19 protein-coding genes and 1 pseudogene are annotated in these 26608 nt (G+C 71.2%); 10 read left to right on the top strand and 10 right to left on the bottom strand.

Going from position 1 to position 26608, the window contains the following annotated elements; genetic code table 11:
- The first annotated feature begins 176 nt into the window (after positions 1 to 176).
- The 3 genes from ACQZOG_RS09055 to ACQZOG_RS09045 all read left to right on the top strand — a co-directional run bounded on the left by ACQZOG_RS09055 (position 177) and on the right by ACQZOG_RS09045 (position 2933).
- Entirely contained in the window at positions 177 to 1085 is a 909-nt protein-coding gene (locus ACQZOG_RS09055) for an ABC transporter ATP-binding protein (RefSeq protein WP_033275709.1), read from the top strand.
- Positions 1082 to 1852: an ABC transporter permease gene (locus tag ACQZOG_RS09050; RefSeq protein ID WP_033275710.1), complete on the top strand. Its 771-nt coding sequence runs from the start codon at positions 1082 to 1084 to the stop codon at positions 1850 to 1852. The genes ACQZOG_RS09055 and ACQZOG_RS09050 overlap by 4 nt, the downstream gene beginning before the upstream one ends.
- A gap of 73 nt (positions 1853 to 1925) precedes the next feature.
- Complete coding sequence (locus ACQZOG_RS09045; RefSeq protein WP_033275732.1) at positions 1926 to 2933, top strand: COX15/CtaA family protein; 1008 nt, start codon at positions 1926 to 1928, stop codon at positions 2931 to 2933.
- Here ACQZOG_RS09045 and ACQZOG_RS09040 read toward each other — a convergent pair.
- From ACQZOG_RS09040 to ACQZOG_RS09025, 4 genes and pseudogenes are all read right to left on the bottom strand, one after another.
- A pseudogene (locus ACQZOG_RS09040) lies at positions 2891 to 3627 on the bottom strand (nucleotidyltransferase). The gene ACQZOG_RS09045 and the pseudogene ACQZOG_RS09040 overlap by 43 nt on opposite strands.
- Positions 3628 to 3672: 45 nt before the next feature.
- Positions 3673 to 4779 carry an amidohydrolase family protein gene (locus ACQZOG_RS09035; RefSeq protein WP_033275711.1) on the bottom strand — a complete coding sequence of 369 codons (1107 nt, stop codon included), beginning with the start codon at positions 4777 to 4779 and terminating at the stop codon, positions 3673 to 3675.
- An 84-nt stretch (positions 4780 to 4863) separates the two neighbouring features.
- Positions 4864 to 5196: a hypothetical protein gene (locus tag ACQZOG_RS09030; protein WP_033275712.1), complete on the bottom strand. Its 333-nt coding sequence runs from the start codon at positions 5194 to 5196 to the stop codon at positions 4864 to 4866.
- Positions 5197 to 5291: 95 nt separating this feature from the next.
- Positions 5292 to 6245, bottom strand: a complete 954-nt coding sequence (locus tag ACQZOG_RS09025; protein ID WP_033275713.1) for a heme o synthase — start codon at positions 6243 to 6245, stop codon at positions 5292 to 5294.
- Positions 6246 to 6587: 342 nt separating this feature from the next.
- Here ACQZOG_RS09025 and tkt point away from each other — a divergent pair, with 342 nt between their 5' ends.
- The 5 genes from tkt to pgl are packed head-to-tail and all read left to right on the top strand — an operon-like array spanning position 6588 to position 13226.
- Complete coding sequence (gene tkt / locus ACQZOG_RS09020) at positions 6588 to 8675, top strand: transketolase (protein WP_037638972.1); 2088 nt, start codon at positions 6588 to 6590, stop codon at positions 8673 to 8675.
- Between the two features lie 34 nt (positions 8676 to 8709).
- On the top strand, positions 8710 to 9828 hold the full coding sequence (gene tal / locus ACQZOG_RS09015; RefSeq protein WP_033275715.1) for a transaldolase: 1119 nt from the start codon (positions 8710 to 8712) through the stop codon (positions 9826 to 9828).
- Between the two features lie 4 nt (positions 9829 to 9832).
- Positions 9833 to 11356 carry a glucose-6-phosphate dehydrogenase gene (gene zwf / locus ACQZOG_RS09010; protein WP_033275716.1) on the top strand — a complete coding sequence of 508 codons (1524 nt, stop codon included), beginning with the start codon at positions 9833 to 9835 and terminating at the stop codon, positions 11354 to 11356.
- Entirely contained in the window at positions 11353 to 12420 is a 1068-nt protein-coding gene (gene opcA / locus ACQZOG_RS09005) for a glucose-6-phosphate dehydrogenase assembly protein OpcA (RefSeq protein ID WP_033275717.1), read from the top strand. The genes zwf and opcA overlap by 4 nt, the downstream gene beginning before the upstream one ends.
- Positions 12417 to 13226: a 6-phosphogluconolactonase gene (pgl, locus tag ACQZOG_RS09000; protein WP_033275718.1), complete on the top strand. Its 810-nt coding sequence runs from the start codon at positions 12417 to 12419 to the stop codon at positions 13224 to 13226. The genes opcA and pgl overlap by 4 nt, the downstream gene beginning before the upstream one ends.
- A gap of 147 nt (positions 13227 to 13373) precedes the next feature.
- Here pgl and ACQZOG_RS08995 read toward each other — a convergent pair whose 3' ends face one another.
- From ACQZOG_RS08995 to ACQZOG_RS08970, 6 genes are all read right to left on the bottom strand, one after another.
- Complete coding sequence (locus ACQZOG_RS08995) at positions 13374 to 18212, bottom strand: DUF3320 domain-containing protein (RefSeq protein WP_245657293.1); 4839 nt, start codon at positions 18210 to 18212, stop codon at positions 13374 to 13376.
- A gap of 258 nt (positions 18213 to 18470) precedes the next feature.
- Complete coding sequence (locus ACQZOG_RS08990; RefSeq protein ID WP_033275719.1) at positions 18471 to 19310, bottom strand: carbohydrate ABC transporter permease; 840 nt, start codon at positions 19308 to 19310, stop codon at positions 18471 to 18473.
- The gene (locus ACQZOG_RS08985; RefSeq protein ID WP_037638977.1) at positions 19307 to 20671 is read right to left on the bottom strand and encodes an ABC transporter permease subunit; all 1365 of its coding nucleotides are present in this window, start codon (positions 20669 to 20671) and stop codon (positions 19307 to 19309) included. The genes ACQZOG_RS08990 and ACQZOG_RS08985 overlap by 4 nt, the downstream gene beginning before the upstream one ends.
- Positions 20672 to 20676: 5 nt before the next feature.
- A complete protein-coding gene (locus tag ACQZOG_RS08980; protein ID WP_037643731.1) occupies positions 20677 to 22005 on the bottom strand; it encodes an ABC transporter substrate-binding protein in 1329 nt (442 codons plus the stop codon).
- A gap of 45 nt (positions 22006 to 22050) precedes the next feature.
- Positions 22051 to 23670, bottom strand: a complete 1620-nt coding sequence (locus ACQZOG_RS08975) for a glycoside hydrolase family 13 protein (protein ID WP_033275721.1) — start codon at positions 23668 to 23670, stop codon at positions 22051 to 22053.
- 183 nt (positions 23671 to 23853) lie between these two features.
- Positions 23854 to 25125, bottom strand: coding sequence for an ABC transporter substrate-binding protein (locus ACQZOG_RS08970; protein ID WP_230227537.1), 1272 nt, complete (start codon positions 25123 to 25125; stop codon positions 23854 to 23856).
- A 126-nt stretch (positions 25126 to 25251) separates the two neighbouring features.
- On the opposite strand from ACQZOG_RS08970, the gene ACQZOG_RS08965 reads away from it, so the two are divergent.
- Positions 25252 to 25767 (top strand): PadR family transcriptional regulator, encoded by a 516-nt coding sequence (locus ACQZOG_RS08965; RefSeq protein WP_031019809.1) that lies wholly within the window; start codon positions 25252 to 25254, stop codon positions 25765 to 25767.
- Complete coding sequence (locus ACQZOG_RS08960) at positions 25764 to 26516, top strand: ABC transporter ATP-binding protein (protein ID WP_037638982.1); 753 nt, start codon at positions 25764 to 25766, stop codon at positions 26514 to 26516. Before ACQZOG_RS08965 ends, ACQZOG_RS08960 begins: the two co-directional genes overlap by 4 nt.
- Positions 26517 to 26608: the final 92 nt, after the last annotated feature.

The following is a 26608-nucleotide window of genomic DNA, read 5'->3' as shown; positions in this document are numbered from 1 at the left end:
GCCCCGATCAGCCGCCGATGCCGTCCGCACCCCCTCCGACCGGCGCACTTGCCGGTGTGAAGCACATTCCGGACGGTGCGCGCAAGACCGCGTCTCCCGTCCGGCCGGGTTGCTTCACCCCCGGTCCGGGGCCTCCCGAAAGCTCCCTAGACTCATGACCCATGCGAAGTGAGCCCGTGGTCCAGGTGCAGGCCCTGGTGAAGCGGTACGGCACGAAGACCGCGGTGAACGGCCTCGACCTGGCGGCCCGGCAGGGCGTGACGGCCGTGCTCGGCCCCAACGGAGCGGGCAAGACGACCACGGTCGAGATCTGCGAGGGGTACCGGCGGCCGGACTCCGGCACGGTGCGCGTCCTGGGTCTCGACCCGGTCCGCGAGTCGGCGGCGCTGCGGCCCCGCATCGGCGTGATGCTCCAGTCCGGCGGCGTGTACGCGGGGGCGCGGGCGGACGAGATGCTGCGCCACGTGGCGAAGCTGCACGCGCGCCCGCTGGACGTGGACGCGCTGATCGAACGCCTCGGCCTCGGCTCCTGCGGCCGTACGTCCTACCGGCGGCTGTCCGGCGGGCAGCAGCAGCGGCTCGCGCTGGCGATGGCCGTGGTGGGCCGCCCGGAACTGGTCTTCCTGGACGAGCCGACCGCCGGCCTCGACCCGCAGGCCCGCCACGCCACCTGGGACCTGGTCCGCGACCTGCGCGCCGACGGCGTCTCCGTCGTCCTCACCACGCACCACATGGACGAGGCCGAGCAGCTCGCCGACGACGTGGCGATCATCGACGCGGGCCGGGTCGTCGCCCAGGGCTCCCCGGAGGAGCTGTGCCGGGGCGGCGCCGAGAACACCCTGCGCTTCTCCGGCCGGCCGGGGCTGGACGTGGCGTCCCTGCTGAAGGCGCTGCCCTCCGACGCGTCGGCCGCCGAGGTGACTCCGGGCTCGTACCGGGTCACCGGCAAGGTCGACCCGCAGCTGCTCGCCACGGTGACGTCCTGGTGCGCGCAGCACGGCGTCCTGCCGGACCGCATCTCGGTGGAGCGGCACACCCTCGAAGACGTCTTCCTGGAACTGACCGGCAAGGAGCTGCGTTCGTGACGGCCACCGGGACCTACTCTCCGCAGCCGGGCGCGGCGCCGCTGGCCCGCATGATCGCCGCGCAGGCGGTGCTCGAGACGAAGATGCTGCTGCGCAACGGCGAGCAGCTGCTGCTCACCGTGATCATCCCCACCCTGCTGCTGGTGCTGTTCAGCACCGTCGACGTGGTGGACACCGGGGACGGCGCGGCGGTGGACTTCCTCGCGCCCGGCGTCCTCGCGCTCGCGGTGATGTCGACCGCGTTCACCGGGCAGGCCATCGGCACCGGCTTCGAGCGCCGCTACGGCGTGCTGAAGCGGCTCGCGGCGTCCCCGCTGCCGCGCTGGGGGCTGATGACCGCCAAGACGCTGTCGGTGCTGGTCACCGAGGTGCTCCAGGTGGTCCTGCTGACGGTGATCGCGCTGATGCTCGGCTGGGACCCGCGGGGCGGCGCCCTCGCGGTGATCGCGCTGCTGGCGCTGGGCACGGCCGCCTTCTCCGGGCTCGGGCTGCTGATGGCCGGCACGCTCAAGGCGGAGGCCACGCTCGCCGCCGCCAACCTGGTCTTCCTGCTGCTGCTCGTCGGCGGCGGGGTCGTCGTGCCGCTGGACAAGTTCCCCGAGGCGGCGCAGGACGTGCTCGGTCTGCTGCCCATCGCCGCGCTGTCGGGGGGCCTGCGGGACGTGCTCCAGCACGGTGCCGGGATGCCCTGGGCCGATCTGGGAATCCTCAGCGCCTGGGCGGTCGCGGGCCTCGCGGCCGCGGGCAGGTTCTTCCGGTGGGAGTGAGCGCGAGATGACCGCGACCGACCCTCGTGAAAGCGTGCACAAGCGGCGGCCTACGATGGGACCCGTGCCCAACATGACCCGCGCCGACGCCCCGTCGTTCCTGCGCAACCCGCTCGCCTTCGTCGCCGCCCGCTGGACCCCGGACCCCCGGATCGTCCGCCGCGCGGCCCTCACCGCGCTCGTGATGTCGGTGGTCATCGTGGTCACCGGCGGCGCGGTCCGGCTCACCGGCTCCGGCCTGGGCTGCCCGACCTGGCCCAAGTGCACCGAGGACTCCCTGCACAACACCGCCGAGATGGGCGTCCACGGCTACATCGAGTTCGGCAACCGCCTGCTGACGTACGTGCTGTGCGCGGCCGTCGGCTGGGCAATCGTCGCCGCGCGCTCGCAGAAGCCCTACCGGCGCAGCCTCACCCGGCTGGGCTGGGCGCAGTTCTGGGTGGTCATGGGCAACGCGGTGCTCGGCGGCATCGTGGTGCTGGTCGGTCTGAACCCGTACACGGTCGCGGCGCACTTCCTGCTGTCCTCGGCCCTGATCGCGGTCGCCACGGTGATGTGGCAGCGCACCCGTGAGGGCGACGCCGAACCGCGGCCGCTGGTCGGCAAGGCCGTGGTGCAGCTGGTGTGGTTCCTGGTGGCCGCGTCGGCGCTGCTGATCGCGGTCGGCACGGTGGTGACCGGCGCGGGTCCGCACGCGGGCGACTCCAGCGAGGTCGCGCGGATGCCGGTCGACTGGGAGACCGTGGCCAAGCTGCACGCCGTCCTCGCCTGGATCGTGGTGACGCTGACCTTCGCCCTGTGGTTCGTGCTGAAGGCCGTCGACGCCCCCAAGGGCCCCCTGGCCCGCACCCGTGAGCTGTTCGTGATCCTGCTGGCGCAGGGCGTGATCGGCTACGTGCAGTACTTCACCGACCTGCCCGAGGTGCTGGTGGGCGCGCACATGTTCGGCTCGTGCGTCATGTGGATCTGGGTGCTGCGGGTCCTGCTGTCCCTCCGCGAGCGCCCCGAGGCGGCCCCGCAGCCGCAGGCCGTCCCGGCTCAGGAGCCGGCCGCCAGCGCGTCGATCGCCGGCCCCAGGTAACCCCGCACCAGCGCGGCACGCCTCAGCGGCCACGCCGCGTCGGCCGTGACCGGTCCGCCGTAGCGGCGTGCCGGATGTCCTCGACGACCTCCTCGGGCGCGCCGAGGCCGGGCAGCACGTCCAGCGCCTCCCGCTTGCTGATCAGGCGGCCCTCCCGGAGGGTGACGGTGGCCCGCGCGTGGGTCAGCATCCCCAGGTCGACCCACACGTCCCGCGTCCACAGGTCCGCCCGGTCCACGTACGGCCGCCAGTAGTCGCGCTGGTCCCGCAGCACGAACGCGGCGAGCTCCCCGTCCGGCACCGGCGGCAGGACGTCGGCGGGCGGCGCGCCGTGCAGCACCCGGCCCGACGTGTGCAGCTCGGCGCGGGTGACGGGGGTGACGGGCCGCCGCAGCAGTCGCTCGTGCGCCCAGGTCAGGTGGCGTCGCCCGGCGTCGTCGGCCGTGTCCGGGCTCAGGTACGTGCAGTGGAGTCCGCCCGCGAGCGGCTCGGCGCGCAGCCGGTTGTGCAGGACGGCCACCCGCCACACGGCGCCGGGGCCCGGCGGCTGCGGCAGGACGGCGATCAGGTCGAGGTCGCTGCGGCCCTCCACGTGGTCCCCGGCGGCCAGGGAGCCGTGTGCCCACACCGCGAGCGGGGACGCGGGCGCCAGCCCGGCGAGGAACCGGTCGAGCAGGGCGTCGGTCTGCTGCATCCGCCCACTCTCCCCCGTCCGCTCCCCCCGCACGGCGTCTTCCGCTCAGCTCAGCCCGTACACCCGTGCCGCGTTGCCGGAGGCGATCATCGTGGCGACGCGCCGGGCGTCGTCCAGGGACCAGGCGCCCTCGGAGACCCAGCCGCCGAGGACGCGGGCGAGGGCCTCGCGGAAGAGGTGGGCGCCGACGACGTGCAGCTCGGGCAGGCCGCGGGCGCCGCTGGAGAAGAGGATCTTGCCGAAGGGGGCCAGCTCCAGCACCTCCGCGAGGACGGTCGCGGCGCGGGCGCCGGTGCGGACCAGGGCGGCGCCGCAGTCGGCGTAGACGTGCGGGAAGACGCCCGCGAGATGGGCGGCGTGCCGGTGGTAGGGGTAGCCGTGCAGCAGCACCAGGTCGGTGCCGAGGCCGGCGGTGGCCCGGACGAAGTCGGTGAGCAGCACCGGGTCGGTGCGGTCGACGCGCGCGCCCGGCGCGCCCAGCCCGGCGTGCAGCTGGAGCGGCAGTCCCGAGGCCACGGCGATCCACAGCAGGTGGCGCAGCAGCACGGGGTCGGTGAGCCTGTCCCCCGCGCCGCGCGCGGCCATCCAGCGTCCGGCCGCCCCGCGCACCTCCCCCGCCCCGGGCGGCTCGGGGGCGAGCGCGAGACCGTGGCGCAGTCCGGCGACGGAGGTGAAGGCGACGGCGTGCGCGGCGGCGCCGTGCACCGATTCGGCGAGGTTGGCGAGGAAGGACTCGACGGTGCCTGAGGTGTCGGCGACCTGTTCGGCGAGCTGTTCCAGGCGGACGATCTCGTGCGCCTCGGCCTGGCCGGCACGGGCCAGCTCGCCGGGGTCGGTGAGGTCGCCGGGCAGGCCGGTGTCGACGAGGTAGGCGGTGATGCCGCTGCCCCGCAGCAGCCGGCGGCCCGCCTCGGCCGTGCCCAGCTCACGGCGGCGGGCGAGGTAGCGGGCCGGCGGGCAGTGCGGTTCCAGGCCCAGCAGCGGCGGGCACCAGCGGCGCACCGCGAACCCGGTCTGGGTGTCGAAGAGGGTGGTGCCGGGGGCCGGCGGTCCCTCGGTGCGGGCCAGCTGGGCCTCGAACGTGCCGAGGCCCAGCTCCGTGCGCAGTACGCCGTGGCAGTACTGGTCCACGAGGGACGGCGGGTCGATCATCTCCGGACTCTCCCCGTGTGGACGCTGTCGCTGCCTACAGGTCCTAACGGGTGAACCGGTGAAGAGGTGTTGCCCCGGGGGCGGTCAGTCGTTGGAGGGGCCGCCGACCTGGATGCCCGCCATGCGGCTCCACTCGTACGGGCCGGTCCTCACCTTGGCGGCGAAGTCGCCGTCGAACTGCTCGTGCACCGTGATGCCCGCCTTCTCGACGGCCAGCCGGGCGATCTCCATGGAGGGCGCGTGGACGTCCCCCCAGGCGCCGTCCTCGCCGACGAGGACGATGCGCGCGCCGCGCTGTCCGAGGTACTCCACGTGCCCCTCGGCGCCGCCGTGCTCCTTGGCGTAGCCGCCGATCCGCTTGGCGAGCCGGGCCGCCTTCTGCCCGTCCTTCGGGTCCACCTGCTGCGTGTCTGCCATGAGCAGGATGCTACCGACGGGTAGATCGAACGGCGACGGGCGGGGTCCGTGGCCTTGGCCACGTGCCCCGCCCGCCGGGCGTGCGCAGGGGTGTCTCAGCGCAGGAAGGGGTCCACCGCGATGGCGACGAAGAGCAGCGAGACGTAGGTGATGGACCAGTGGAAAAGGCGCATCTCCTTGAGCTTGGCGCCCGTCACCTCGGCCTTGGCGCGGTTCAGCAGCGCGTGCGCCTCCCACAGCCACCAGCCGCCGGCCGCCAGGGCGACCGCGGTGTAGAACCAGCCGGTGTAGCCCATCGGGGTGAGCAGCAGCGACACGCCGACCATCACCCAGCTGTAGAGGACGATCTGCTTGGCGACCGCCTTGTTGCCGGCCACGACCGGCAGCATCGGCACGCCCACGCGCGCGTAGTCCTCCTTCACCTTCATGGACAGCGGCCAGTAGTGCGGCGGCGTCCAGAAGAAGATGACGAGGAAGAGGACGACCGGGGCCCAGGACATCGAGTTGGTGACGGCGGACCAGCCGATCAGCACGGGCATGCAGCCGGCGATGCCGCCCCAGACGATGTTCTGCGCCGTGCGGCGCTTGAGGATCATCGTGTAGACGACGACGTAGAAGAGGAGCGCGCCGAGGGACAGCCAGGCGGACAGCCAGTTGACGGTCAGGCCGAACAGCAGCGTGGAGACGACCGCCAGGGTGATGCCGAAGACCAGGGCCTCGCGCGGGCCGACCATGCCGGTCACCAGCGGACGCTGCGAGGTCCGGTCCATCAACGCGTCGATGTCACGGTCGATGTACATGTTGAGCGCGTTGGCGCCGCCCGCCGACAGGTAGCCGCCGAGGCAGGTCAGCAGCACGAGCGTCAGGTCGGGCACGCCCTGCTGCGCCAGGAACATCACCGGGACGGTGGTGATGAGCAGCAGTTCGATGATCCGCGGCTTCGTAAGAGCCACGAATGCCATCACACGGGCCCGGAACGGCCGATGCGCAGGGCTCTGACTCGTCCCCAAAACCCCCGCCGGGCGGGATTCAACGGCCGTCACGCACACCCCTACAGAGACATCCCAGCGAGCCCTTCCCTGTGAAGTGCCGGTAAAGGCTCGCGCGTACCACGCCACTCTAGACGTTGCCCAGACCCCGGCATTCGCGGGGGTCCGGTCGTGTTGGCGGACCCCTCTCCGAGGTGCGTCCCGAAGCTCGATTGAGCACGCGGATGAGCGGCTCCGTATTCATCTGCCGAATGCGGAAACTTCCCAGTCAGGAGGCGGATCGCGGGGAGTGCCCGCACTCTGGAACGACCCGGAAAAAGGCACGTCCTACGGGGGTAGGCTCGACCACGTCGGTGGGCAGTCACCGGCATCCGAACATGTGGAGAGGAGCCCTGACTCAGGGTGAGCACAAAGCCGACCACCACAGACCTCGAGTGGACCGACCTGGACCAGCGGGCCGTCGACACCGCCCGCGTCCTGGCCGCCGATGCCGTACAGAAGGTCGGCAACGGCCATCCGGGTACGGCGATGAGCCTGGCGCCCGCCGCGTACACCCTCTTCCAGAAGGTGATGCGACACGACCCGGCGGACGCCGACTGGGTCGGGCGAGACCGCTTCGTGCTGTCCGCCGGCCACTCGTCCCTGACCCTCTACACCCAGCTGTACCTGGCAGGCTTCGGCCTGGAGCTGGACGACCTGAAGTCCTTCCGCACCTGGGGCTCGAAAACGCCGGGCCACCCGGAGTACGGGCACACCACGGGCGTGGAGACCACGACCGGCCCGCTCGGCCAGGGTGTCGCCAACGCGGTGGGCATGGCGATGGCCGCCCGCTACGAGCGCGGGCTGTTCGACCCGGAGGCCCCCGCCGGGGAGTCGCCGTTCGACCACCACATCTACTGCATCGCCGGTGACGGCTGCCTCCAGGAGGGCATTTCCGCCGAGGCGTCCTCGCTGGCCGGGCACCAGAAGCTCGGCAACCTGATCCTGCTGTGGGACGACAACCACATTTCGATCGAGGGCGACACCGAGACGGCCGTCTCCGAGGACACGGTCAAGCGGTACGAGGCGTACGGCTGGCACGTGCAGCGCGTGGCGCCGAAGCCCGACGGGGACCTGGACCCGAACGCGATCTACGACGCGATCCAGGAGGCGAAGAAGGTCACCGACCGGCCGTCCTTCATCGCGATGCGCTCGATCATCGCCTGGCCCGCCCCGAACGCGCAGAACACCGAGGCCGCGCACGGCTCGGCGCTCGGCGACGACGAGGTCGCGGCCACCAAGCGCGTCCTCGGTTTCGACCCGGAGAAGACCTTCGAGGTCGCCGACGAGGTCATCACCCACACCCGCAAGGCGCTGGAGCGCGGCCAGACCGCCCGCTCCGTGTGGGAGAAGTCCTTCCAGCAGTGGCGGGACAACAACCCCGAGCGCGCCGCCGAGTACGACCGGATCGCCGCCGGCGAGCTGCCCAAGGGCTGGCAGGACGCGCTGCCGGTGTTCGAGCCGGGCAAGGGCGTCGCCACCCGCGCCGCCTCCGGCAAGGTGCTCCAGGCGCTGGGCGCGGTGATCCCGGAGCTGTGGGGCGGCTCCGCCGACCTCGCCGGCTCCAACAACACGACGATCGACAAGACGTCGTCGTTCCTCCCGGCGGACAACCCGCTGCCGGAGGCGGACCCGTACGGCCGCACGATCCACTTCGGCATCCGCGAGCACTCCATGGCCGCGGAGATGAACGGCATCGCGCTGCACGGCAACACCCGCATCTACGCCGGCACCTTCCTGGTGTTCTCGGACTACATGCGCAACGCCGTGCGCCTGTCCGCGCTGATGCACCTGCCGGTGACGTACGTCTGGACGCACGACTCCATCGGTCTCGGCGAGGACGGCCCGACCCACCAGCCGGTCGAGCACCTCGCGTCGCTGCGCGCCATCCCGGGCCTGAACGTGGTCCGCCCGGCCGACGCGAACGAGACCGCGATCGCCTGGCGCGAGATCCTCAAGCGCTGGACCAAGGAGTTCGGCAAGGGCGCCCCGCACGGTCTGGCGCTCACCCGCCAGGGCGTGCCGACGTACGAGCCGAACGAGGACGCGGCCCGCGGCGGCTACGTGCTGTTCGAGGCCGAGGGCGGCGAGCCCGAGGTCGTCCTGATCGCCACCGGTTCCGAGGTGCACGTCGCCGTCGAGGCGCGCGAGCGGCTCCAGGCCGACGGTGTGCCGACGCGTGTGGTGTCGATGCCGTCCGTCGAGTGGTTCGAGGAGCAGGACCAGGGGTACCGGGACAGCGTCCTGCCGCCGTCCGTGAAGGCGCGCGTGGCCGTCGAGGCGGGCATCGGCCTCACCTGGCACAAGTACGTGGGCGACGCCGGCCGCATCGTCTCGCTGGAGCACTTCGGCGCGTCCGCCGACGGCAAGGTGCTGTTCCAGGAGTACGGCTTCACCGCCGACAACGTGGCCGCCGTCGCGCGGGAATCGATCGCCGCCGCCCGGCGCTGACGCTCACATACGACACGTAGGAGATGGAATTTCCATGACAGACGCACTGAAGCGCCTTTCCGACGAAGGCGTCGCGATCTGGCTGGACGACCTGTCGCGCAAGCGGATCACGTCCGGCAACCTGGCGGAGCTGATCGACCAGCAGCACGTCGTGGGCGTCACCACCAACCCGACGATCTTCCAGAAGGCGATCTCCGAGGGCGACGGCTACGACACGCAGCTCACCGACCTCGCGGCCCGGAAGGTGACCGTCGAGGAGGCCATCCGGATGATCACCACGGCGGACGTCCGTGACGCCGCCGACATCCTGCGCCCGGTCTTCGACGCCACCGACGGCCAGGACGGCCGGGTGTCCATCGAGGTGGACCCGCGCCTGGCGCACAACACCCGGGCGACGGTCGCCGAGGCCAAGCAGCTCGCCTGGCTGGTGGACCGGCCGAACACCCTCATCAAGATCCCGGCGACCGAGGCGGGCATCCCCGCCATCGCCGAGGTCATCGGCCTGGGCATCAGCGTCAACGTCACGCTGATCTTCTCCCTGGAGCGCTACCGCAAGGTGATGGACGCGTTCCTGACCGGCCTGGAGAAGGCCAAGGCCCGCGGCCTGGACCTGTCGAAGATCCACTCCGTGGCGTCGTTCTTCGTGTCCCGCGTGGACACCGAGATCGACAAGCGGATCGACGCGCTCGGCACGGACGAGGCCAAGGCGCTGCGCGGCAAGGCCGCCATCGCCAACGCCCGTCTGGCCTACCAGGCGTACGAGGAGGTCTTCTCCACCGAGCGCTGGACCGCGCTGGAGCGCGAGGGCGCCAACAAGCAGCGTCCGCTGTGGGCGTCCACCGGTGTGAAGGACAAGGCCTACAAGGCGACGATGTACGTCGACGAGCTGGTCGCGCCGAACACGGTGAACACCATGCCGGAGGCGACGCTGTTCGCCACCGAGGAGAAGGGCGAGATCCGGGGCAACGCCGTCGCGGGCACGTACGAGCAGGCGCGCGCCGACCTCGACGCGGTCGAGGCGCTCGGCATCTCGTACGACGAGGTGGTGCGGCTTCTGGAGGACGAGGGCGTCGACAAGTTCGAGGCGTCCTGGAACGACCTGCTGAAGTCGACCGAGGCGGAGCTCCAGCGCCTCGCCCCCTCGGAGGGCTGAGATCTTGTCGAGCAGCAATCCGCTGCGTGACCCCGCTGACCGACGGCTCCCGCGTATCGCGGGGCCGTCGGGCCTGGTCATCTTCGGCGTCACGGGTGACCTGTCGCGCAAGAAGCTGATGCCGGCCGTGTACGACCTCGCCAACCGGGGGCTGCTGCCGCCGGGCTTCTCGCTGGTGGGCTTCGCCCGCCGGGAGTGGGCGAACGAGGACTTCGCGCAGGAGGTACACGACGCGGTCAAGGAGCACGCGCGGACCCCCTTCCGCGAGGAGGTCTGGCAGCAGCTCATCCAGGGCATGCGCTTCGTGCAGGGCACCTTCGACGACGACGAGTCCTTCGAGCGGCTGCGCGGCACGATCGAGGAACTGGACAAGGCGCAGGGCACGGGCGGCAACTTCGCCTTCTACCTGTCGGTGCCGCCGCGGTCCTTCCCGGTCGTCATCCAGCAGCTGAAGAAGCACGGGCTGGCCGACCAGACGGACGGTTCCTGGCGGCGCGCGGTCATCGAGAAGCCCTTCGGCCACGACCTGAAGTCGGCCGAGGAGCTCAACGCGATCGTCCATGAGGTGTTCGCGCCGGACCAGGTGTTCCGGATCGACCACTACCTGGGCAAGGAGACCGTCCAGAACATCCTGGCGCTGCGCTTCGCCAACACGATGTTCGAGCCGATCTGGAACCGGTCGTTCGTCGACCACGTGCAGATCACGATGGCCGAGGACATCGGCATCGGCGGCCGGGCCGGCTACTACGACGGCATCGGCGCCGCCCGCGACGTCATCCAGAACCACCTGCTGCAGCTGCTCGCGCTGACCGCGATGGAGGAGCCCGCCTCCTTCGACGCGGACGCGCTCGCCGCGGAGAAGACCAAGGTGCTCGGCGCCGTGCGGCTGCCGAAGGACCTGGGCCGGGACACCGTGCGCGCGCAGTACGCGTCCGGCTGGCAGGGCGGCGCGAAGGTCATCGGCTACCTGGAGGAGGAGGGCATCGACCCGGCCTCCAAGACCGACACCTACGCGGCGATCAAGGTGGGCATCGACAACCGCCGCTGGGCGGGCGTCCCCTTCTACCTGCGCACCGGCAAGCGGCTGGGCCGCCGGGTGACGGAGATCGCGGTGGTCTTCCAGCGGGCGCCGCACTCCCCCTTCGACACCACGGCCACCGAGGAGCTCGGCCAGAACGCCATCGTGATCCGCGTCCAGCCGGACGAGGGCGTCACGGTGCGGTTCGGCTCCAAGGTGCCGGGCACGTCGATGGAGATCCGGGACGTGTCGATGGACTTCGCGTACGGCGAGTCGTTCACCGAGTCCAGCCCGGAGGCGTACGAGCGGCTGATCCTCGACGTCCTGCTCGGCGACTCCAACCTCTTCCCGCGCACGGAGGAGGTCGAGCTGTCCTGGAAGATCCTCGACCCGATCGAGGAGTACTGGGACGCGCACGGCAAGCCGGCGCAGTACCAGGCCGGCACCTGGGGACCCGTCGAGGCGGACGAAATGCTCGAGCGAGACGGACGGAGCTGGCGCCGGCCATGAAGACAGACCTCACGGACACCACGGCCAGCAAGATCAACAAGGCGCTGGTGAAGGCGCGGCGGGCCATCGGCACGCCGGCCGTCGGCATGGTGCTGACCCTGGTCATCGTGACGGACGAGGAGAACGCCTACGACGCCCTGAAGGCGGCCGGCGACGCCTCGCGCGAGCACCCCTCGCGCACCCTGGTCGTCATCAAGCGCGTCTCCCGCTCCCCGCGCGACCGGACGCAGTCGCGGCTGGACGCCGAGGTGCGGGTCGGCGCGGACGCCGGGACCGGCGAGACGGTGGTGCTGCGGCTGCACGGCGAGGTCGTCGACCACGCCCAGTCGGTGGTGCTGCCGCTGCTGCTCCCGGACGCCCCGGTGGTGGTGTGGTGGCCGGTCAACGCGCCGCTGGACCCGGCGAACGACCCGCTGGGCGCGCTGGCTCAGCGCCGGGTGACCGACACCTACGCCTGCGAGCAGCCGGTGAAGGAGCTGGCCGCCCGCGCCGACGCCTACACCCCGGGCGACACGGACCTGTCGTGGACCCGCATCACGCCGTGGCGTTCGATGCTGGCCGCCGCGCTGGACCAGGTCGCCTGCCAGGTGCAGGGCGTCGAGGTGGAGGGCGAGGAGTTCAACCCGAGCTGCGAGCTGCTGGCGATGTGGCTCGCGGACCGGCTGGACGTGCCCGTGCGGCGCACCCGCTCGTCGGGCCCGGGTCTCACGGCGGTCCGCATGGACACCGACTGCGGCCCGATCGTGCTGGACCGCGCCGACGGCTCGCTGGCGACGCTGGCCATTCAGGGCCAGCCGAAGCGGGCGGTGGCGCTCAAGCGCCGGGACACCGCGGAGCTGATCGCGGAGGAGCTGCGCCGGCTGGACCCGGACGACACCTACGCGTCGGCCCTGCGCTACGGCGTGGAGCGGCTGAAGCAGGAGAACGGCGGTGACGCGCCGGCCAAAGGAGAAGGACAGGGCGGTGGACGCGCGGCCGTCCCCGCTCCCGTCGAGTCGGCTGCGAAAGGTCCCGCGGCCGAAGCGACGGCGGAGGCACCGGTGAAGAGGGCGGCGGCGAAATGAGTACGGCTCCCCAGCTGGTCGTGCACCGGGACAAGGAGCTGATGGCGCAGGCCGCGGCGGCCCGGCTGATCACCAGGATCGTGGACGCGCAGTCCTCGCGGGGCGAGGCGTCGGTCGTGCTGACCGGCGGCCGCAACGGCAACGGCCTGCTGGCCGCGCTGGCCGCCGCCCCGGCCCGGGACGCGATCGACTGGTCGCGCCTGGACCTGTGGTGGGGCGACGAGCGGTTCCTGCCCGACGGCGACCCGGACCGCAACGTCACCCAGGCGCGCGAGGCGCTGCTGGACGCGGTGCCGCTGGACCCGAAGCGCGTGCACGCCATGCCCGCGTCGGACGGTCCGCACGGCTCGGACGTGGAGGCGGCGGCCGCCGCCTACGCGGCGGAGCTGGCCGCCGCGGCGGGCCCGGAGACGATGTCATCGGAGGCTACCGCCGCGGGCGTCCCGGTGCCGGCCTTCGACGTGCTGATGCTGGGCGTGGGCCCGGACACGCATGTGGCGTCCCTGTTCCCCGAACTGCCCGCGGTCCGCGAGACGGAACGCACGGTGGTCGGCGTCCACGGCGCCCCGAAGCCCCCGCCCACCCGGGTCACCCTCACCCTCCCCGCGATCCGCGCGGCCCGCGAGGTGTGGCTCCTCGCGGCGGGCGAGGACAAGGCGGAGGCCGCGGCCATCGCCCTGTCGGGAGCGGGCGAGATCCAGGCCCCGGCAGCGGGAGCGTACGGCCGCTCCCGCACCCTGTGGCTCCTGGACGCGGCAGCGGCGTCGCAGCTCCCGAGGACGCTGTACCCGTCGGCGACGCCGTGATCCTTCAAGTCCGCACGGCGCAGTCCAGCCCGTCCGGCGTTTGAGGACAAGGCCCGAAGGGCCGTAAGAGGGGGCCAGGGGCGCAGCCCCAAGGACGGGAAGGGAAGGGGCGGAGGGGGCGACCAACCCCCTCCACACCCTTACCCCCTACAGGCGAACCGCACTGACAAGCTCCGGCCCGCCCTCCAAGCGGCCCCGCTGATGCAACACGTCGATGTCCGCGGCCAGACAGTCCCGGATGTCCTTCCCCATACGCCGCCACCCGAAGAACTCACACGCCTGCTTGATCAGCTCCTCGTGCGACATGCCGGGGCACTCGGCAGCCAGCTCGTACAGGGCGACGTACCTCTCGGCCGGCGCGATGTGCATGATCTTGCGCACCGCCCCGCCCGCCTCCGGTGTCCGCGCCTTCGGCGTCTCCCGGCCGGACACGTCGTAGAACGAACCTTCGCAGGAGACCTGGCCGGTGCGGACGAGTGCACGCGCCACCTCCAGCACGTTGTCACGGATGCGGTTGCCCGCCCGCTGCACGCCCCAGGCCTCCCGCACTCGCTGTACGAGGAGGTCCTCATGGATGGGCCCCTCCAGCTCGATGACCTCGGTGAGCGCCTTGCGTACGGCTGGTCGTGCCTCACGGGTGTGCAGTTCGTGCCGGGCATGCACTTCGACGGACGTGGTCCGGTACGGAGTGCTCCACGCACGCTCGACACCTGTGTCGACGGGGACCCGTTCGTACTCCACCTCGATGTGGGCCTGCGTTCGGGGCGCCGGCACGGCCGGCAGTGTTCCGGTCTCCCCCGCCGTGACACGGTCACCTTCCGGTTCCGCTACCGGGACCTCGTGTGCCCGCTCGGCGGACGGCGCCACGAGCGGGCCTTGCGCCACCGCTTGTTCGACGGCCTCACGCAACCGCAGTTCCGCAGCGGCTCGCGCCCGGTACCAATCGGTGCCCCAGATCCGGTACAGCCGCCAGCCCAGCCCGGTCAGCACTTGCTCGCGGAGGCGGTCACGGTCGCGAGCCGCCTTGGACGAGTGGTACATGGCGCCGTCGCACTCGATACCGAGTGCATACGCACCAGGCGTCTCCGGATGCCGGACTCCCAGATCGATGCGGTAGCCCGCGACTCCTACCTGAGGCTGGACGCTGTACCCCCAGCCCCGAAGGACGGCGAGGACGGACTCCTCGAACGGGCTTTCCGGCTCGGCGTCGGACTGGACGAGGTCCCGCGCGAGGACAGAGGGACCGCTCTCTGCGTACTCGAGGTATCGCTTGAGGTGCTGGACGCTCTCGTTGGAGCTGTCCGGCAGGGCGGTGCCGCGGAAGGAGGCGACGACCTCCATCCGGTAGCGGGCCCGGGTGACCGCCACGTTCAGGCGGCGCCACCCTCCGCCCTTGTTGATGGGACCGAAGTTCAGCCCGAGCTTGCCGTGTTCGTCGGGGCCGTATCCCACCGACATGATCATGACGTCACGTTCGTCACCCTGGACCGACTCCAGATTCTTCACGAAGAAGCCGTCGAGACGGTCCTCGGTGAAGCAGTGGTCGAGGTCGGGCCGGTCCAGACGTGCCTGCTGCACGGCCTGGTCGATGGCCGCCGCCTGGGCCTGCGAGAGGGCGACGACCCCGAGGGTCTTGCCGGGACGGGTGTCGAAATGGTGGATGACGCGCCGGGCGACGAACTCCGCTTCCGCCCGGTTGTCCCGCCGACCGCCCCGGTCGTAGACCCCCTGGGCCTGGAGAAAGGCCACCCCGACGTCGTTGCCTTGGTCGACGGCCCCGGGGAAGGTCACCATCGAGTTGTCGTAGAACGACCGGTTGCTGAAGGTGATCAGGTCTTCGTGGCGGCTGCGGTAGTGCCAGCGCAGAGGGAGTTCGCGCAGGGCCCCTGCCTTGCACGCCTGGAGCAGAGATTCGAAGGAGTCGGGGACGTCCTCGGCATACTCGTCGGAGTCGTCCTCGACGGAGGAGTCGAAGAAGGACGTCGGCGGGAGCTGCTTGTCGTCACCGGCGACAACAAGGGTGCGACCTCGGTAGATGCAGTTGACCGCGTCGCTGGGGCGCACCTGGGAGGCCTCGTCGAAAACCACGACGTCGAAGTGGAAATCTGAGGGCAGGAACTGACTGACGGTGAGCGGGCTCATCATGAAACACGGCTTGACCGCCTGAACGACGTCGCGCGTTCTGCCCAGCAGTTCCCGTACCGGCATGTGCCGGGTCTTCTTCTCCGCCTCACGGATGATCACCGCGCCCGCCCCGCTCTGAAACCGTCGCGGTCGGCGCTTGTTGCACTCCTCGATGACAGCCCCGCCCGCAGCTGCGACAAGGCGGCGGTCGGCCTCCTTGAAGTCGGACACACGTGCGTCGAGATCCTCGGACCGGGTGGTACGCAGTCGCGGGTCCGTGGCGAGAAGTCCGTCGGCCCACGCCCGCAGCAACGCCTGCTCCACGATGTCCGGCAGACGGCTGGGCTCGATTCCCCGTTCGGCAGCGCTCGACACGAGGCCGTCCGCGCGGTGGCGGGCCAGTACGACGAGACCACCCTTGTAGGCGTGCCAGACATCAGGGCCTTGCTGATCCGCCCGCAGCAGGTCGACCACCTGCCTGGCCTGGGACAAGGGCCCGCAGAGCGAGGCGGAGAGCTGGGTGCGGCGAGCGGTGTCGAACAGGTCGAGCAGCGCGTCCACGGAGCGCGACCAGCGGTCCGACCGGGCGGTGGCGGCCGCGCACCACGACCCCAGCGCGTCCCGGACGGTGTCCGCGAGCAGTGCGGGGAGACGGTCCGGCTCTGCGTCGTCGGCAAGGCGCTCGGCGAGCAGCTGCGGTCGATCGGCTTCCCGGCTCAACGCGGCGATGCGGTCCGCCGTGGCCAGCGCTTCCTCCAGGTCGGCCAGCCCTTGCTCGGTGGCGGGGGTGTAGCGCCCGAGCAGTTCCGAGTGGAGGCCGGCCAGGCGGGTCACCTCGGCGGCGGCCTCGTACCAGGCGAGAGCCTGACCCAGTCTGGCCACGAGGGACTTGTGCCAGGCTCCGTTGCGGGTCAGGGCTGCCACGGCATCGCGGTCCGCCTTGTACTGGGCGGAGAAGCGCACCATCAGCCCTCGGTGCCGGTCGCTGAAGCGGGCCACCAGTTCGCGTAGTCCGTCGGCTGCGAGGACCTGCTCACCGAAGGCGTCCGCAGCCGTCTCGCGGGCTGCCGCCTCCGCGGCGAGGGCCTGTCGCAGGTCGTGAGCCGCCGAGTGCGCCTCCTTGAGCATGGCGTGTTCGAACCATCCGCGCAGGGGGCGGTGGGTGGCCGTCGTCAGGTCCGCCAGCTCGCACAGCGCGAACGCGGCTTCCGGATGCTGCGGCTTCGGCAGGCCGAAGAGTTCAGCCAGCTGCGCGGCCGCGGCGGTGACATCGTCTGGCAACGCCGGATCCGCCGGGGTGGTGCGGTCCGACAGGCCCGCCAGCAGCGCGCGCACCGTCTGCTGTACCTCTCTTACCGACCCCGGCTCGGGCTGAGTGGCGGCAAACGGCCTCCGCCCGGTGGCCGACAGCAGGGCGTCCAGTGCGTCGGACGCCTCCGAGACGACCTGGTGGGCGTCCGTGCCGATCAAGCCCCGCCAGACGAAGTCGTCTCCCTCGGCGGCGGGACGCCACGCCCGGCCGACCGCTTTGGCGGCGGTGCAGAGCTCTTCAAGGGTTCCAGCGCTCAACGTCCGCACGACGTCGGTGTCCTCCGTGGCCAGCGGCAGATCGGGGGTGCCCGCCTGCTCCAACTGGACCAGACGCCCGAGAACGTCGTGCAGCGTGCGTCCGAGCGGCTCCCTCACCTGGTTCATGGCAGCCGCATAGGCGGAAAGCTCTTCCCGCAGCCGACGAGCCCGCTCGAGTTCGTGCTCCGCGGCTCCGGTGACCCGGGCCTCCGTGGTGAGCACGCGGGCCAGCTCCGTGGCGACTGCCTTCTTGCTCGTGGCACCGCTGTGCAGTGCCATGACGAAGTCACCCAGTCCGACGCCCCGGAGCCGGTTGCGCACGACGTCGAGCGCAGCAGCCTTCTCACTGACGAACAGCACACTGCGGCCGGCGTGCATGAGCGCGGCGATCATGTTGGTGATGGTCTGGCTCTTGCCGGTGCCGGGCGGCCCGCTCATCACGAACGAGCGGTGTTCCAGAGCGGCTGCGATGCACTGCCTCTGCGAGGCGTCGGCGTCGAGCACGAGGGGGGTTCGCTCGGGCATCTGGACATCGTCGATGCGGTCCAGTTCCGGGGGGTCGAACGCGATCAGTCCTTCGGGCAGATCCGCCTCGGCGCCGAGCGCCACGGCCCGCACCAGCGGGTGGTCGAGGATTTGTTCCTCGTTCTGCAGGAGGTCCTGGTACATGGCCTCTCTGTGGGAGGCGAAGAGACCAAGGACGACACGTTCGCTCACGGTCCAGCCCGTGAGCCCGGCCGCGACCGAACGAGCGGCGGACACAACGGCGGACAGGTCGCCGACGTCCTTGGCGGTGACGTCGGACCAGTCGACGCCCAGGCGGTTCAGTTTCACCGCGAGAGCGGGATTGTGGATCCGCTCGTGCTCCTCCGCCAGGTGCAGGCGATATCGCCGTCGGTTGTCCCGGCGCAGCTCGACCGGGACCAGTATCAACGGAGCGGAACTGGTCTCCTCGGCTTCGGCCTCACGCCAGTCGAGCATGCCCACACCGAGCCACAGCACCCACAGGCCATAGTCGTTGTACATCTGGCCCGACTTCTGCCGCAGCTGGTACAGCGACGCGTCCAGCCCGGCCTGCGTCGTCTTCTGCGTGACTAGACCGGGCCGGACGCCGTTGAGCAGGCGCCCGGCCTGGTCGAACTCCTCACGCTCCACGCCGGTCTGTTCCTCGACCGGCGCGAAGTCCCACCCCTTGCCGAGGCCGCCCAGTACGCCTGCCGCGGCGGGTGACGAGATCTCCAGGGTGGCCGTCCGGGCGTGACGGAAATGCAGCAGGCGATTCCGTCCGCCCATGTCCAGCAGCGAAGAGCGCCAGCCGTCGAGAACGGCCTGCAACCGTCGGAGGCCGGCGTCACCGGCAGCGGGTGCGGTACTGGACTGATGGAGCATGGGGCGATCCCTCCTGAGCAAAGCGCAGGGGGAAACCAACCTCACGCCCCCCTGAGAACATCTCCCTATCAGGTGGGATCTTCCAGCACATCAAAGATCGTGAATCGGTATGGATGTGTTGTGAAGATTACGGAGGGATCGTACCCGGGGTGCCGGTCTTGGTCACTTCACGGACCCCGCCATGACCCCCTGCACGAAGTGCCGCTGGAACGCGAAGAACACCACCACCGGCACCACCAGCGACAGGAACGCCCCCGGCGCCAGCACATCCACGTTGCTGCCGAACTGCCGGATCTGCGACTGCAGTTCCACCGTCAGCGGCTGCGACGAACTGTCCGCGAACAGCAGTGCCACCAGCATGTCGTTCCACACCCACAGGAACTGGAAGATGGCGAGGCTGGCGATGGCCGGCCGTCCCACCGGCAGCACCAGCCGGGTGAAGATCCGCCACTCGTTGCCGCCGTCCATCCGCGCGGCCTCCAGCATCTCCTTCGGCATCTCCGCGAAGTAGTTCCGCAGCAGGAACACCGCGAACGGCAGCCCGTAGGCGACGTGGAACAGCACCACGCCCGGGATGGTCCCGAACAGGCCGAGCTGGCCGAAGAGTTTGGCGACCGGCAGCAGTCCGATCTGCACGGGCACCACCAGCAGCGCCACGACGACCAGGAACACCGTGTCCCGGCCGGGGAACTCCAGCCAGGCGAAGGCGTATCCGGCGAGCGCGGCCACCACCACTACGAGCACGGTGGTCGGCACCGAGATCAGGACGGTGTTCCAGAACGCCTGGGTGATGCCGGAGTTGTCCAGCAGCGCCGAGTAGTTGTCGAAGGACAGCTGCCCGGGGCTGGTGAACACGGTCCACCAGCCGCCCTTCGCGGTGTCCTCCGCGGACCGCAGCGAGGACAGGAAGAGACCGGCCAGCGGGGTCATCCAGACCAGCCCGATCACCACCAGGAAGGCCTGCACCACCGCGTTGCCCAGGCCGCGACGGATCACGTTCATCGCTGACTCCTCTTGAAGCGGCGGACGTTGAACACCATGGCCGGGATGACCAGGAGCAGCAGCAGGACACCGAGCGCGCTGCCCAGTCCCTGGTTGTTGCCGCCGCCGAACGACACCAGCCACATCTGGGTGGCGAGGACGGTCGCGTCCTCCTGCACGGGCCCGGGCGCGATGATGTAGACGAGGTCGAAGACCTTCATCACGTTGATCACCAGCGTCACGAACACCACGGTCAGGACGGGCGCGAGCAGCGGGACGGTGATCCGCCGGAAGATCTGCCACTCGTTGGCGCCGTCCATCCGCGCCGCCTCCAGCGCGTCCCGGGGCAGCGTGGCGAGGCCGGCCCCGATCAGCACCATCGCGAACCCGGTCCAGATCCACAGGTACGCCCCGATGATCGCCGGGGTGACCAGCGCCGGGCCGAGCCAGGAGACGCCCTCGTAGGGCGGGGCGAAGTTGTCCGAGGGCAGCTTCAGCGCGTAGGCGCCGTCGTCGAGGCCGGTGAAGCGGAAGGAGCCGTCGGACGCGGTGGTGGTGCTCGCCACCTTCTTCCCGTCGCGCACCGCCTCGACGGTCAGGCCGGGCAGTCCGCTCTCCTCGCGGTCGACCACGCCCGGCTCCCCTCCTCCGCCGGGCGTGAAGTCGAGGTACACCACGCCGCGCACCTCGTCGGGGGCGGCCGTGTCCGACGCCGCCCCGGAGGCGGGTTCGGCCTCGCCGGGCAGGTCCTTGGGGGCGACGCCGACCAGACCGAGCGCCGCCGTGCCGCCGGGAGAGACGTCCGCGGCGGTGACGTAGGAGCCGTCCCGTTCCCTGGTGAGGCCTTCTCCGTCGCGGGCGCGGGCCGTCGGGTAGGAGGAGCTTCCGGTGAACGCGTCGTGGACGGAGACGACGGCCGCGTTGAGGACGCCCTTGTCGGGGTCCTCGTCGTAGGCGAGGCGGAAGATGATGCCGGCGGCCAGGAAGGACACCGCCATCGGCATGAACAGCAGCAGTTTGAAGGCGGTGGCCCAGCGCACCTTCTCCACCAGCACGGCCAGGATCAGTCCGAGGCCGGTGAGCAGGGTCGGGGCGACCACGACCCAGACGGCCGTGTTGCGGACGGCCTTGAGGGTCGCCGGGTCGCGGAACATCTCGGCGTAGTTCTCACCGCCGACGAACTCGGTGCCGGTGGCGTCGAAGAGGCTGCGGCCGACGGAGAACAGCACCGGGTAGACGACCAGCGCGCCGAGCAGCAGCAGCGCGGGGAGCGCGAACAGCAGGGCGACGATCCGGCCGCGTCGGCGCAGGCGCCGCCCGCGCGCGCCGTCGGGCCGCGCGGGGGCGGGCGCTGTCGCCTTCTTCACGACTGTGGCGGTCATGGCCGTCAGTTCCCGTAGGCCTTGGCGGCGGCCTTCTCGAGCTCGGCCGCGGTCTTCCTCGGGTCGGACGGGTCGCGCAGGAAGTCCTGGAGGATCTTCCACTCGCCGGCGCCCTTCGTGCCGCCGAAGGCCGCGGGGGCCTGGTCGGACATGTCGAAGCGGACCGAGTCGCCGGCCTTGATCAGGGACTCGGCGGTGGCGCGGGTGACGTCGTCGCCGTAGGAGGACAGGTCGAGCTTCTTGTTCGGGGAGAGGAAGCCGCCCGCCTCGGCCCAGACGGCCGCGGCCTCGGGGCTCGCCAGGTACTCGACCAGCGCCATGCCGGCCTCGCTGTTCTTGCCGTCCTTGAGGACGACGGCCGCGTCGCCGCCGCTGACCACGGGCGCCTCACCGCCGCCGACCGGCGGGAAGGGGAAGAAGTCCGCGTCGGTGCCGATGGTCCGCCCGAACTGGTCCTTGGCGACACCGGCCACGAAGTCGCCCTCGTAGACCATGGCGGCCTCGGCCTTCGGTCCGAAGACCTTCTCCACCGAGCCGGGGAAGTCGGTGTTCAGGGCGCCCTTCTGGCCGCCCGCGATGAGCTGCTTGTCCTTGAACAGCTTGCCGAGGGTGGTGAGCGCGTCGACCACGGTCGGGTCGGTCCACTTGATCTCGTGCGCGGCGAGGGCGTCGTACTTCTCGGGTCCGGCCTGGGAGAGGTAGACGTTCTCGAACCAGTCGGTGAGGGTCCAGCCGTCCTGGCCGGCGACGGAGAAGGCGGCGAGACCGGAGTCGGATATGGTCCGGCCGTTCTTCAGCATCTCGTCGTAGGTCTTCGGCTCGGTGACGCCGGCCTGCTCGAGCGCCTCGGGGCTGTACCAGACGGTCGACTTGTGGGCGGCCTTGAAGTAGAGGCCGTACAGGGTGCCGTCGACGCTGCCGTAGTTCTGCCACACCTCGGCGAAGTTGGCGCCGACCGCGGACTGCACCTTCTCGTCCAGCGGCTTCAGCCAGCCCTGCCCGGCGAACTGCTTGAGCACACCGACCTGCGGAACCATCACCACGTCGGGGGCGTTGCCGCCCTCGATCTTGCTGCCGACGACGGTGGAGACGTTGTCGCCGGTGGACACGAACTGGGTCTTCGCGCCGGTCTTCTCGGTGAAGGCGTCGAGCACCTTCTGGAAGTTCTTCTGCTCACTGCCGGACCAGACGCCGGCCACGGTGACGGTCTGGCCGCCGAGCGCCTTGTCGCCGCCGCCTGCCGCGACGGGCTCGCCGCCTCCGCAGGCGGTCGCGCCGAGCGCGAGGACGAGGGCGGTGCATCCGGCGAGCAGGGTGGTACGTCGTCGCATCATCATCGATGTCCCTTCGGGAAACGGGTGTGGGCCGGGGGGTGCTTCTCAGGAGCCGTCGATCCACCAGGCGGCGGTGGAGCCGGGGAGTTCCCCGGGCGGGCAGGGGCCGCTGGCGAGCAGCGGGGTGCCGTCGGCCGGGGCGGGTACGGGGGCGGTGCCGAAGTTGACGGCGCAGACGAGGTCGTCGCGGGCGAAGGCGAGGACGCCGGGCTGGGTGTCCAGCCAGCGGAGTGTGCCCTCGCCCAACTGGTGCAGGGCGGACCGCAGTTGCAGGCCGTCGCGGTACAGGTGCCAGGAGGACCGGGTGTCGGCGAGGGCCCGGTGGGTGGCGTACTCGGCGAAGTAATCGGGCTGCGGCAGCCAGGGCTTGGCGCCCTCGTCGCCGGAGGTGAAGCCGAACGGCGAGGCCTGTCCGGACCAGGGCAGCGGCACCCGGCAGCCGTCGCGGATGCGGGCGCGGCTGCCGGTGCGCCGGAAGATCGGGTCGGTGAGCACGTCGTCGGGCAGGTCGACGACCTCGGGCAGACCGAGTTCCTCGCCCTGGTAGATGTACGCGGCGCCGGGCAGCGCCAGCATCAGCAGCGCGGCGGCGCGGGCACGGGCGGCGCCGAGTCCGCTGCCCTCGGGGGCGGGTTCGCCGTAGCGGGTGACGGTGCGCACCTGGTCGTGGTTGTTGAGGACCCACGTGACGGTGGAGCCGGTGCCGGCGATGTCCTGCATGGCCTCGGAGATGACCTTGCGGAAGGCGTCGGCGTCCCAGGGCGCGCCGAGCAGGTCGAAGAAGAACGCCTGGTGGAGCTCGTCCGGGCGGACGTACTCGGCGTGCTCGCGGGCCGACGGCACGGACACCTCGCCGACCAGGAGCCGTTCGCGTCCGTCGCGGGCGGTGTACTCCTCGCACACGGCGCGCCAGTGCCGCCACACGTCGTGCACCTCGGGCTGGTTCCAGGCGAGCGGGTTGACCGAGTCGCGGGTGCGGGCGTCGGCCTCGGGGTCCGGGGAGTCGGGCAGGTCCGGGTGCTTGAACAGTCCCGCGGCGACGTCGATGCGGAAGCCGTCGACGCCCCGGTCGAGCCAGAAGCGCAGGACGCCGTCGAACTCGTCGGCGACCTCGGGGTTGCGCCAGTTCCAGTCCGGCTGCTCGGGCGTGAACATGTGCAGGTACCACTGGCCGGGGCGGCCGTCCGCCTCGGTGACGCGGGTCCAGGCGGGGCCGCCGAACATGGCGTGCCAGTTGTTCGGCGGCTCGTCGCCGCCGGGGCCGCGGCCGTCGGCGAAGTGGAAGCGGGCCCGCTCGGGGCTGCCGGGGGCGGCGGCCAGGGCCTCGCGGAACCACGGGTGCGCGCTGGAGCAGTGGTTGGGCACGATGTCGAGCAGCACCCGGACGCCGAGGCGGTGGGCGGCGGCCACCAGCCGGTCGAACTCGGCGAGGTCGCCGTAGACCGGGTCGACGTCGCGGTAGTCGGCCACGTCGTAGCCGTGGTCGTGCTGGGGCGAGGGGTAGAACGGGCTGAGCCATATCCCGTCCACGCCGAGCTTCCTCAGGTACGGGAGTCCCGCCCTGACCCCGGCGAGATCGCCGATGCCGTCCCCGGTGCTGTCCAGAAAGCTGCGGACGTACACCTGGTAGATCACCGCGTCACGCCACCAGTGGTGCCTGTTCACCCCGATTGACCTGTCTGTGAGGAGTGCCGTTCGTTATGCATGCATGTTAGGTAGCGGTGAACAGCGGGTGTCAATGAACGTGCGCAAGCTACCGGGAGGTTACGGAGTGCAGGCCAGGGCAAACGTGGGTGATTCCGGCGCGAGCGAGACGCGCGCGTTACCTAACACGTAACTAGGAACGGGTCAGCGGGTGGAGACGGCGGCCAGTTCCTCCGCCAGCCGGCGCACCGCGGCCTCGGGCGTCTGCCGCCCGCTCATCGCGTCGTGCACCACCGCCTGCACCACCAGGCTCACCTGGTCGTAGCGCGGGCTCTTGGGCCGCGGCGCGGCGGCCAGCACGCTCTCACGCAGCGTCGGCAGGTACGGGAAGCGGCGCACCAGCTCCGGGTCGTCGTACAGACCGGCCCGTACGGGCGGCAGCGCGCCGCGGGTGAGCACCTGGCGCTGCACCCGCTCGCCGGTGAGGTACGCGAGCAGCCGGGCGGCGGAGTCGGGGTGTTCGGCGTGGCTGCTGACGGCCAGGTTGGACCCGCCGAGCACGCTGGTCCCAGGGCCGTCCGGTCCGGGCAGCGGCACGGCGCCGACCTTCCCCGCGACCTTCGAGTCCGGGGCGGAGGCGGCGACGTACGCGTAGGGCCAGTTGCGCAGGAAGAGCAGCCGGCCGTCCTGGAAGGCCCGCTTGGACTCCTCCTCCTTGTACGCCAGCGCCTCCTCGGGGATCCAGCCGTCGCGGACCCCCCGGGCCAGGAAGCCGATGCCCTTGCGGGCGGCCCGGGAGTCCACGGTGACGCGTTCCCCCTCGTCGCCGAGGATGGTGCCGCCCGCCGAGTAGACCGCCTCGGCCGCGTTCACGGTGAGACCCTCGTAGGGGAGGAACTGGCCCGCGTAGCCGTCCAGTCCGCGCGCCGGGGCGAGGGTCTTCGCGGTCCGTTCCAGTTCGGCCCATGTGCGCGGCGGCGGGACGCCCGCCTCGTCGAGGACGTCCTTGCGGTACAGCAGCAGTCCGGCGTTGGTCACGTACGGGACGGCGTACAGCCGGTCGTCGTAGGTGGCGGTGTCGACGACCGGGGGCAGGAAGGCGTCCAGCGGGAACCGGTCGCGGGGCAGCGGGCGGATCCAGCCCGCGGCGGCGAACTCCGAGGTCCAGCTGACGTCGATGTTCAACACGTCGAAGCGGCCGTTCTCGCCGGCCCGCAGGTCGGTGATCATCTGCGCGCGGGTCTCGTCGGCGGAGTCGGGCAGTTCGACGAGGGTGACCTCCTCGCCGGGGTGGGTGCGGTTCCAGCCGTCGAGGACGGAGCCGAGGTAGCCGGTGAGGTCGCCGGCGGTGGCCAGGGTGAGCGGCCCGCGCCCGTCCCCGGGACCTTCGTCGGCGCTCGCGCCGGAGGCGACATAACCGGTCAGGACGACGATCAGGACGAGAAGGCCCCTACCCGCGGCATGGATCCACCGCATAGGTTCCTCCCTGTACACCGGCACCCGGGCACCCTTGCCGGGGTCAGAGGCCATGTATACCCGTTAGGTATGGGCGATACTAGGTCCTGCGGCACATTACCCAGGAGCGCGAGGAGGAGAGCACGAGTGCGGCTGCCCCTCCTGGCGCTGCTCGCCCGCGGCCCGGCGCACGGTTACGAGCTCAAGCAGGACCTTGAGCAACTGCTGGGCGCCGCGTACCCTCAGCCGAACGTCGGCCAGATCTACGTCACCCTCGGCCGCCTCGAGAAGACGGGGCTGATCGAGGGCGAGGCCATCGAACAGTCGAGCCGGCCGAACAAGAAGGTCTACCACCTCACCGAGGCCGGGCACGAGGCGCTGCGCGTCTGGTTCGAGGAGACGGCGGACGAGCCGCGGGTGCGGGACGAGTTCTTCATGAAGCTGGCCCTGGCCCCGCAGACCGGTCTCGCCGACCAGATCTCCCTGATCAACCGCCAGCGCCGCCAGTACTTGAACACGATGCGGCAGCTGTCGAAGCTGGCCGCCGCCGAGGACCGGGACAACCGCATCTCCCATCTGCTGATCGAGGGCGCGATGCTGCATCTGCAGGCCGATCTCGACTGGCTGGAGAGGTGTCAGGAAGAGCTGGAGGAGCTTCAGTGAGCGAGAGCGACGCTCCCCTGCTGCACGCCGAAGGCCTGGTCAAGACCCATCACGGCGAGGGCGCCCCGGCGCACGCCGTGCGCGGCGTCGACCTGCGGGTGACGCGCGGCGAGTTCGTGGCGGTCACCGGCCCCTCGGGCGCGGGCAAGTCGACGCTGCTGCATCTGCTCGGCGGGCTCCAGCGGCCGGACGAGGGCTCCATCCGGCTGGACGGCGAGCGTGCCGACGGCTGGAGCGAGGCGCGCTGGGCGGTGGAGCGGCGGCGGCGCATCGGGATCGTGTTCCAGTTCTTCAACCTGGTCTCGGACCTGTCGGTGGCGGACAACGTGGAGCTGCCCGCCTTGCTCGCCGGGGTCCCGCCGAAGAAGGCCCGCGTGGCACGCCGGGACCTGCTCGCCGAGCTGGGCCTGGAGGGCAAGGAGCGGAGCATGCCGGGCGAACTGTCCGGCGGTGAGCAGCAGCGGGTCGCGCTGGCCCGGGCGCTGGTCAACCACCCTCCGCTGCTGCTGGCCGACGAGCCCGCGGGCAGCCTGGACAGCAGGGGCACCCGCGAGGTGATGCGGCTGCTGTCCCGCTTCCACCAGCGCGGGCAGACGATCCTGCTGGTCACGCACGACGCCCGGCTGGCGAGCGCCGCGGACCGGGTGATCTCGTTCTTCGACGGCCGGATAGCCGACGACGCCACCCTCGACGCGGGCCCGCCCCCGCGCCGGACGGGCGCGTCCGGCGTGCTGGAGCTCAGGGACTGACATGCGCGTCCACGACCGACCCGCGAGGCACTGACATGCGCGTCACGCACCGACCTGCCGCGAGCACGCGTCCCTGCGGTACGCGCCGCCCC

It is taken from the genome of Streptomyces sp. P13-3-3, from assembly GCF_050571355.1.
Lineage (GTDB): Bacteria > Actinomycetota > Actinomycetes > Streptomycetales > Streptomycetaceae > Streptomyces > Streptomyces althioticus.
Note: the sequence above shows the minus strand (reverse complement) of the source record. Positions and strands in the feature narration are given on the sequence as shown.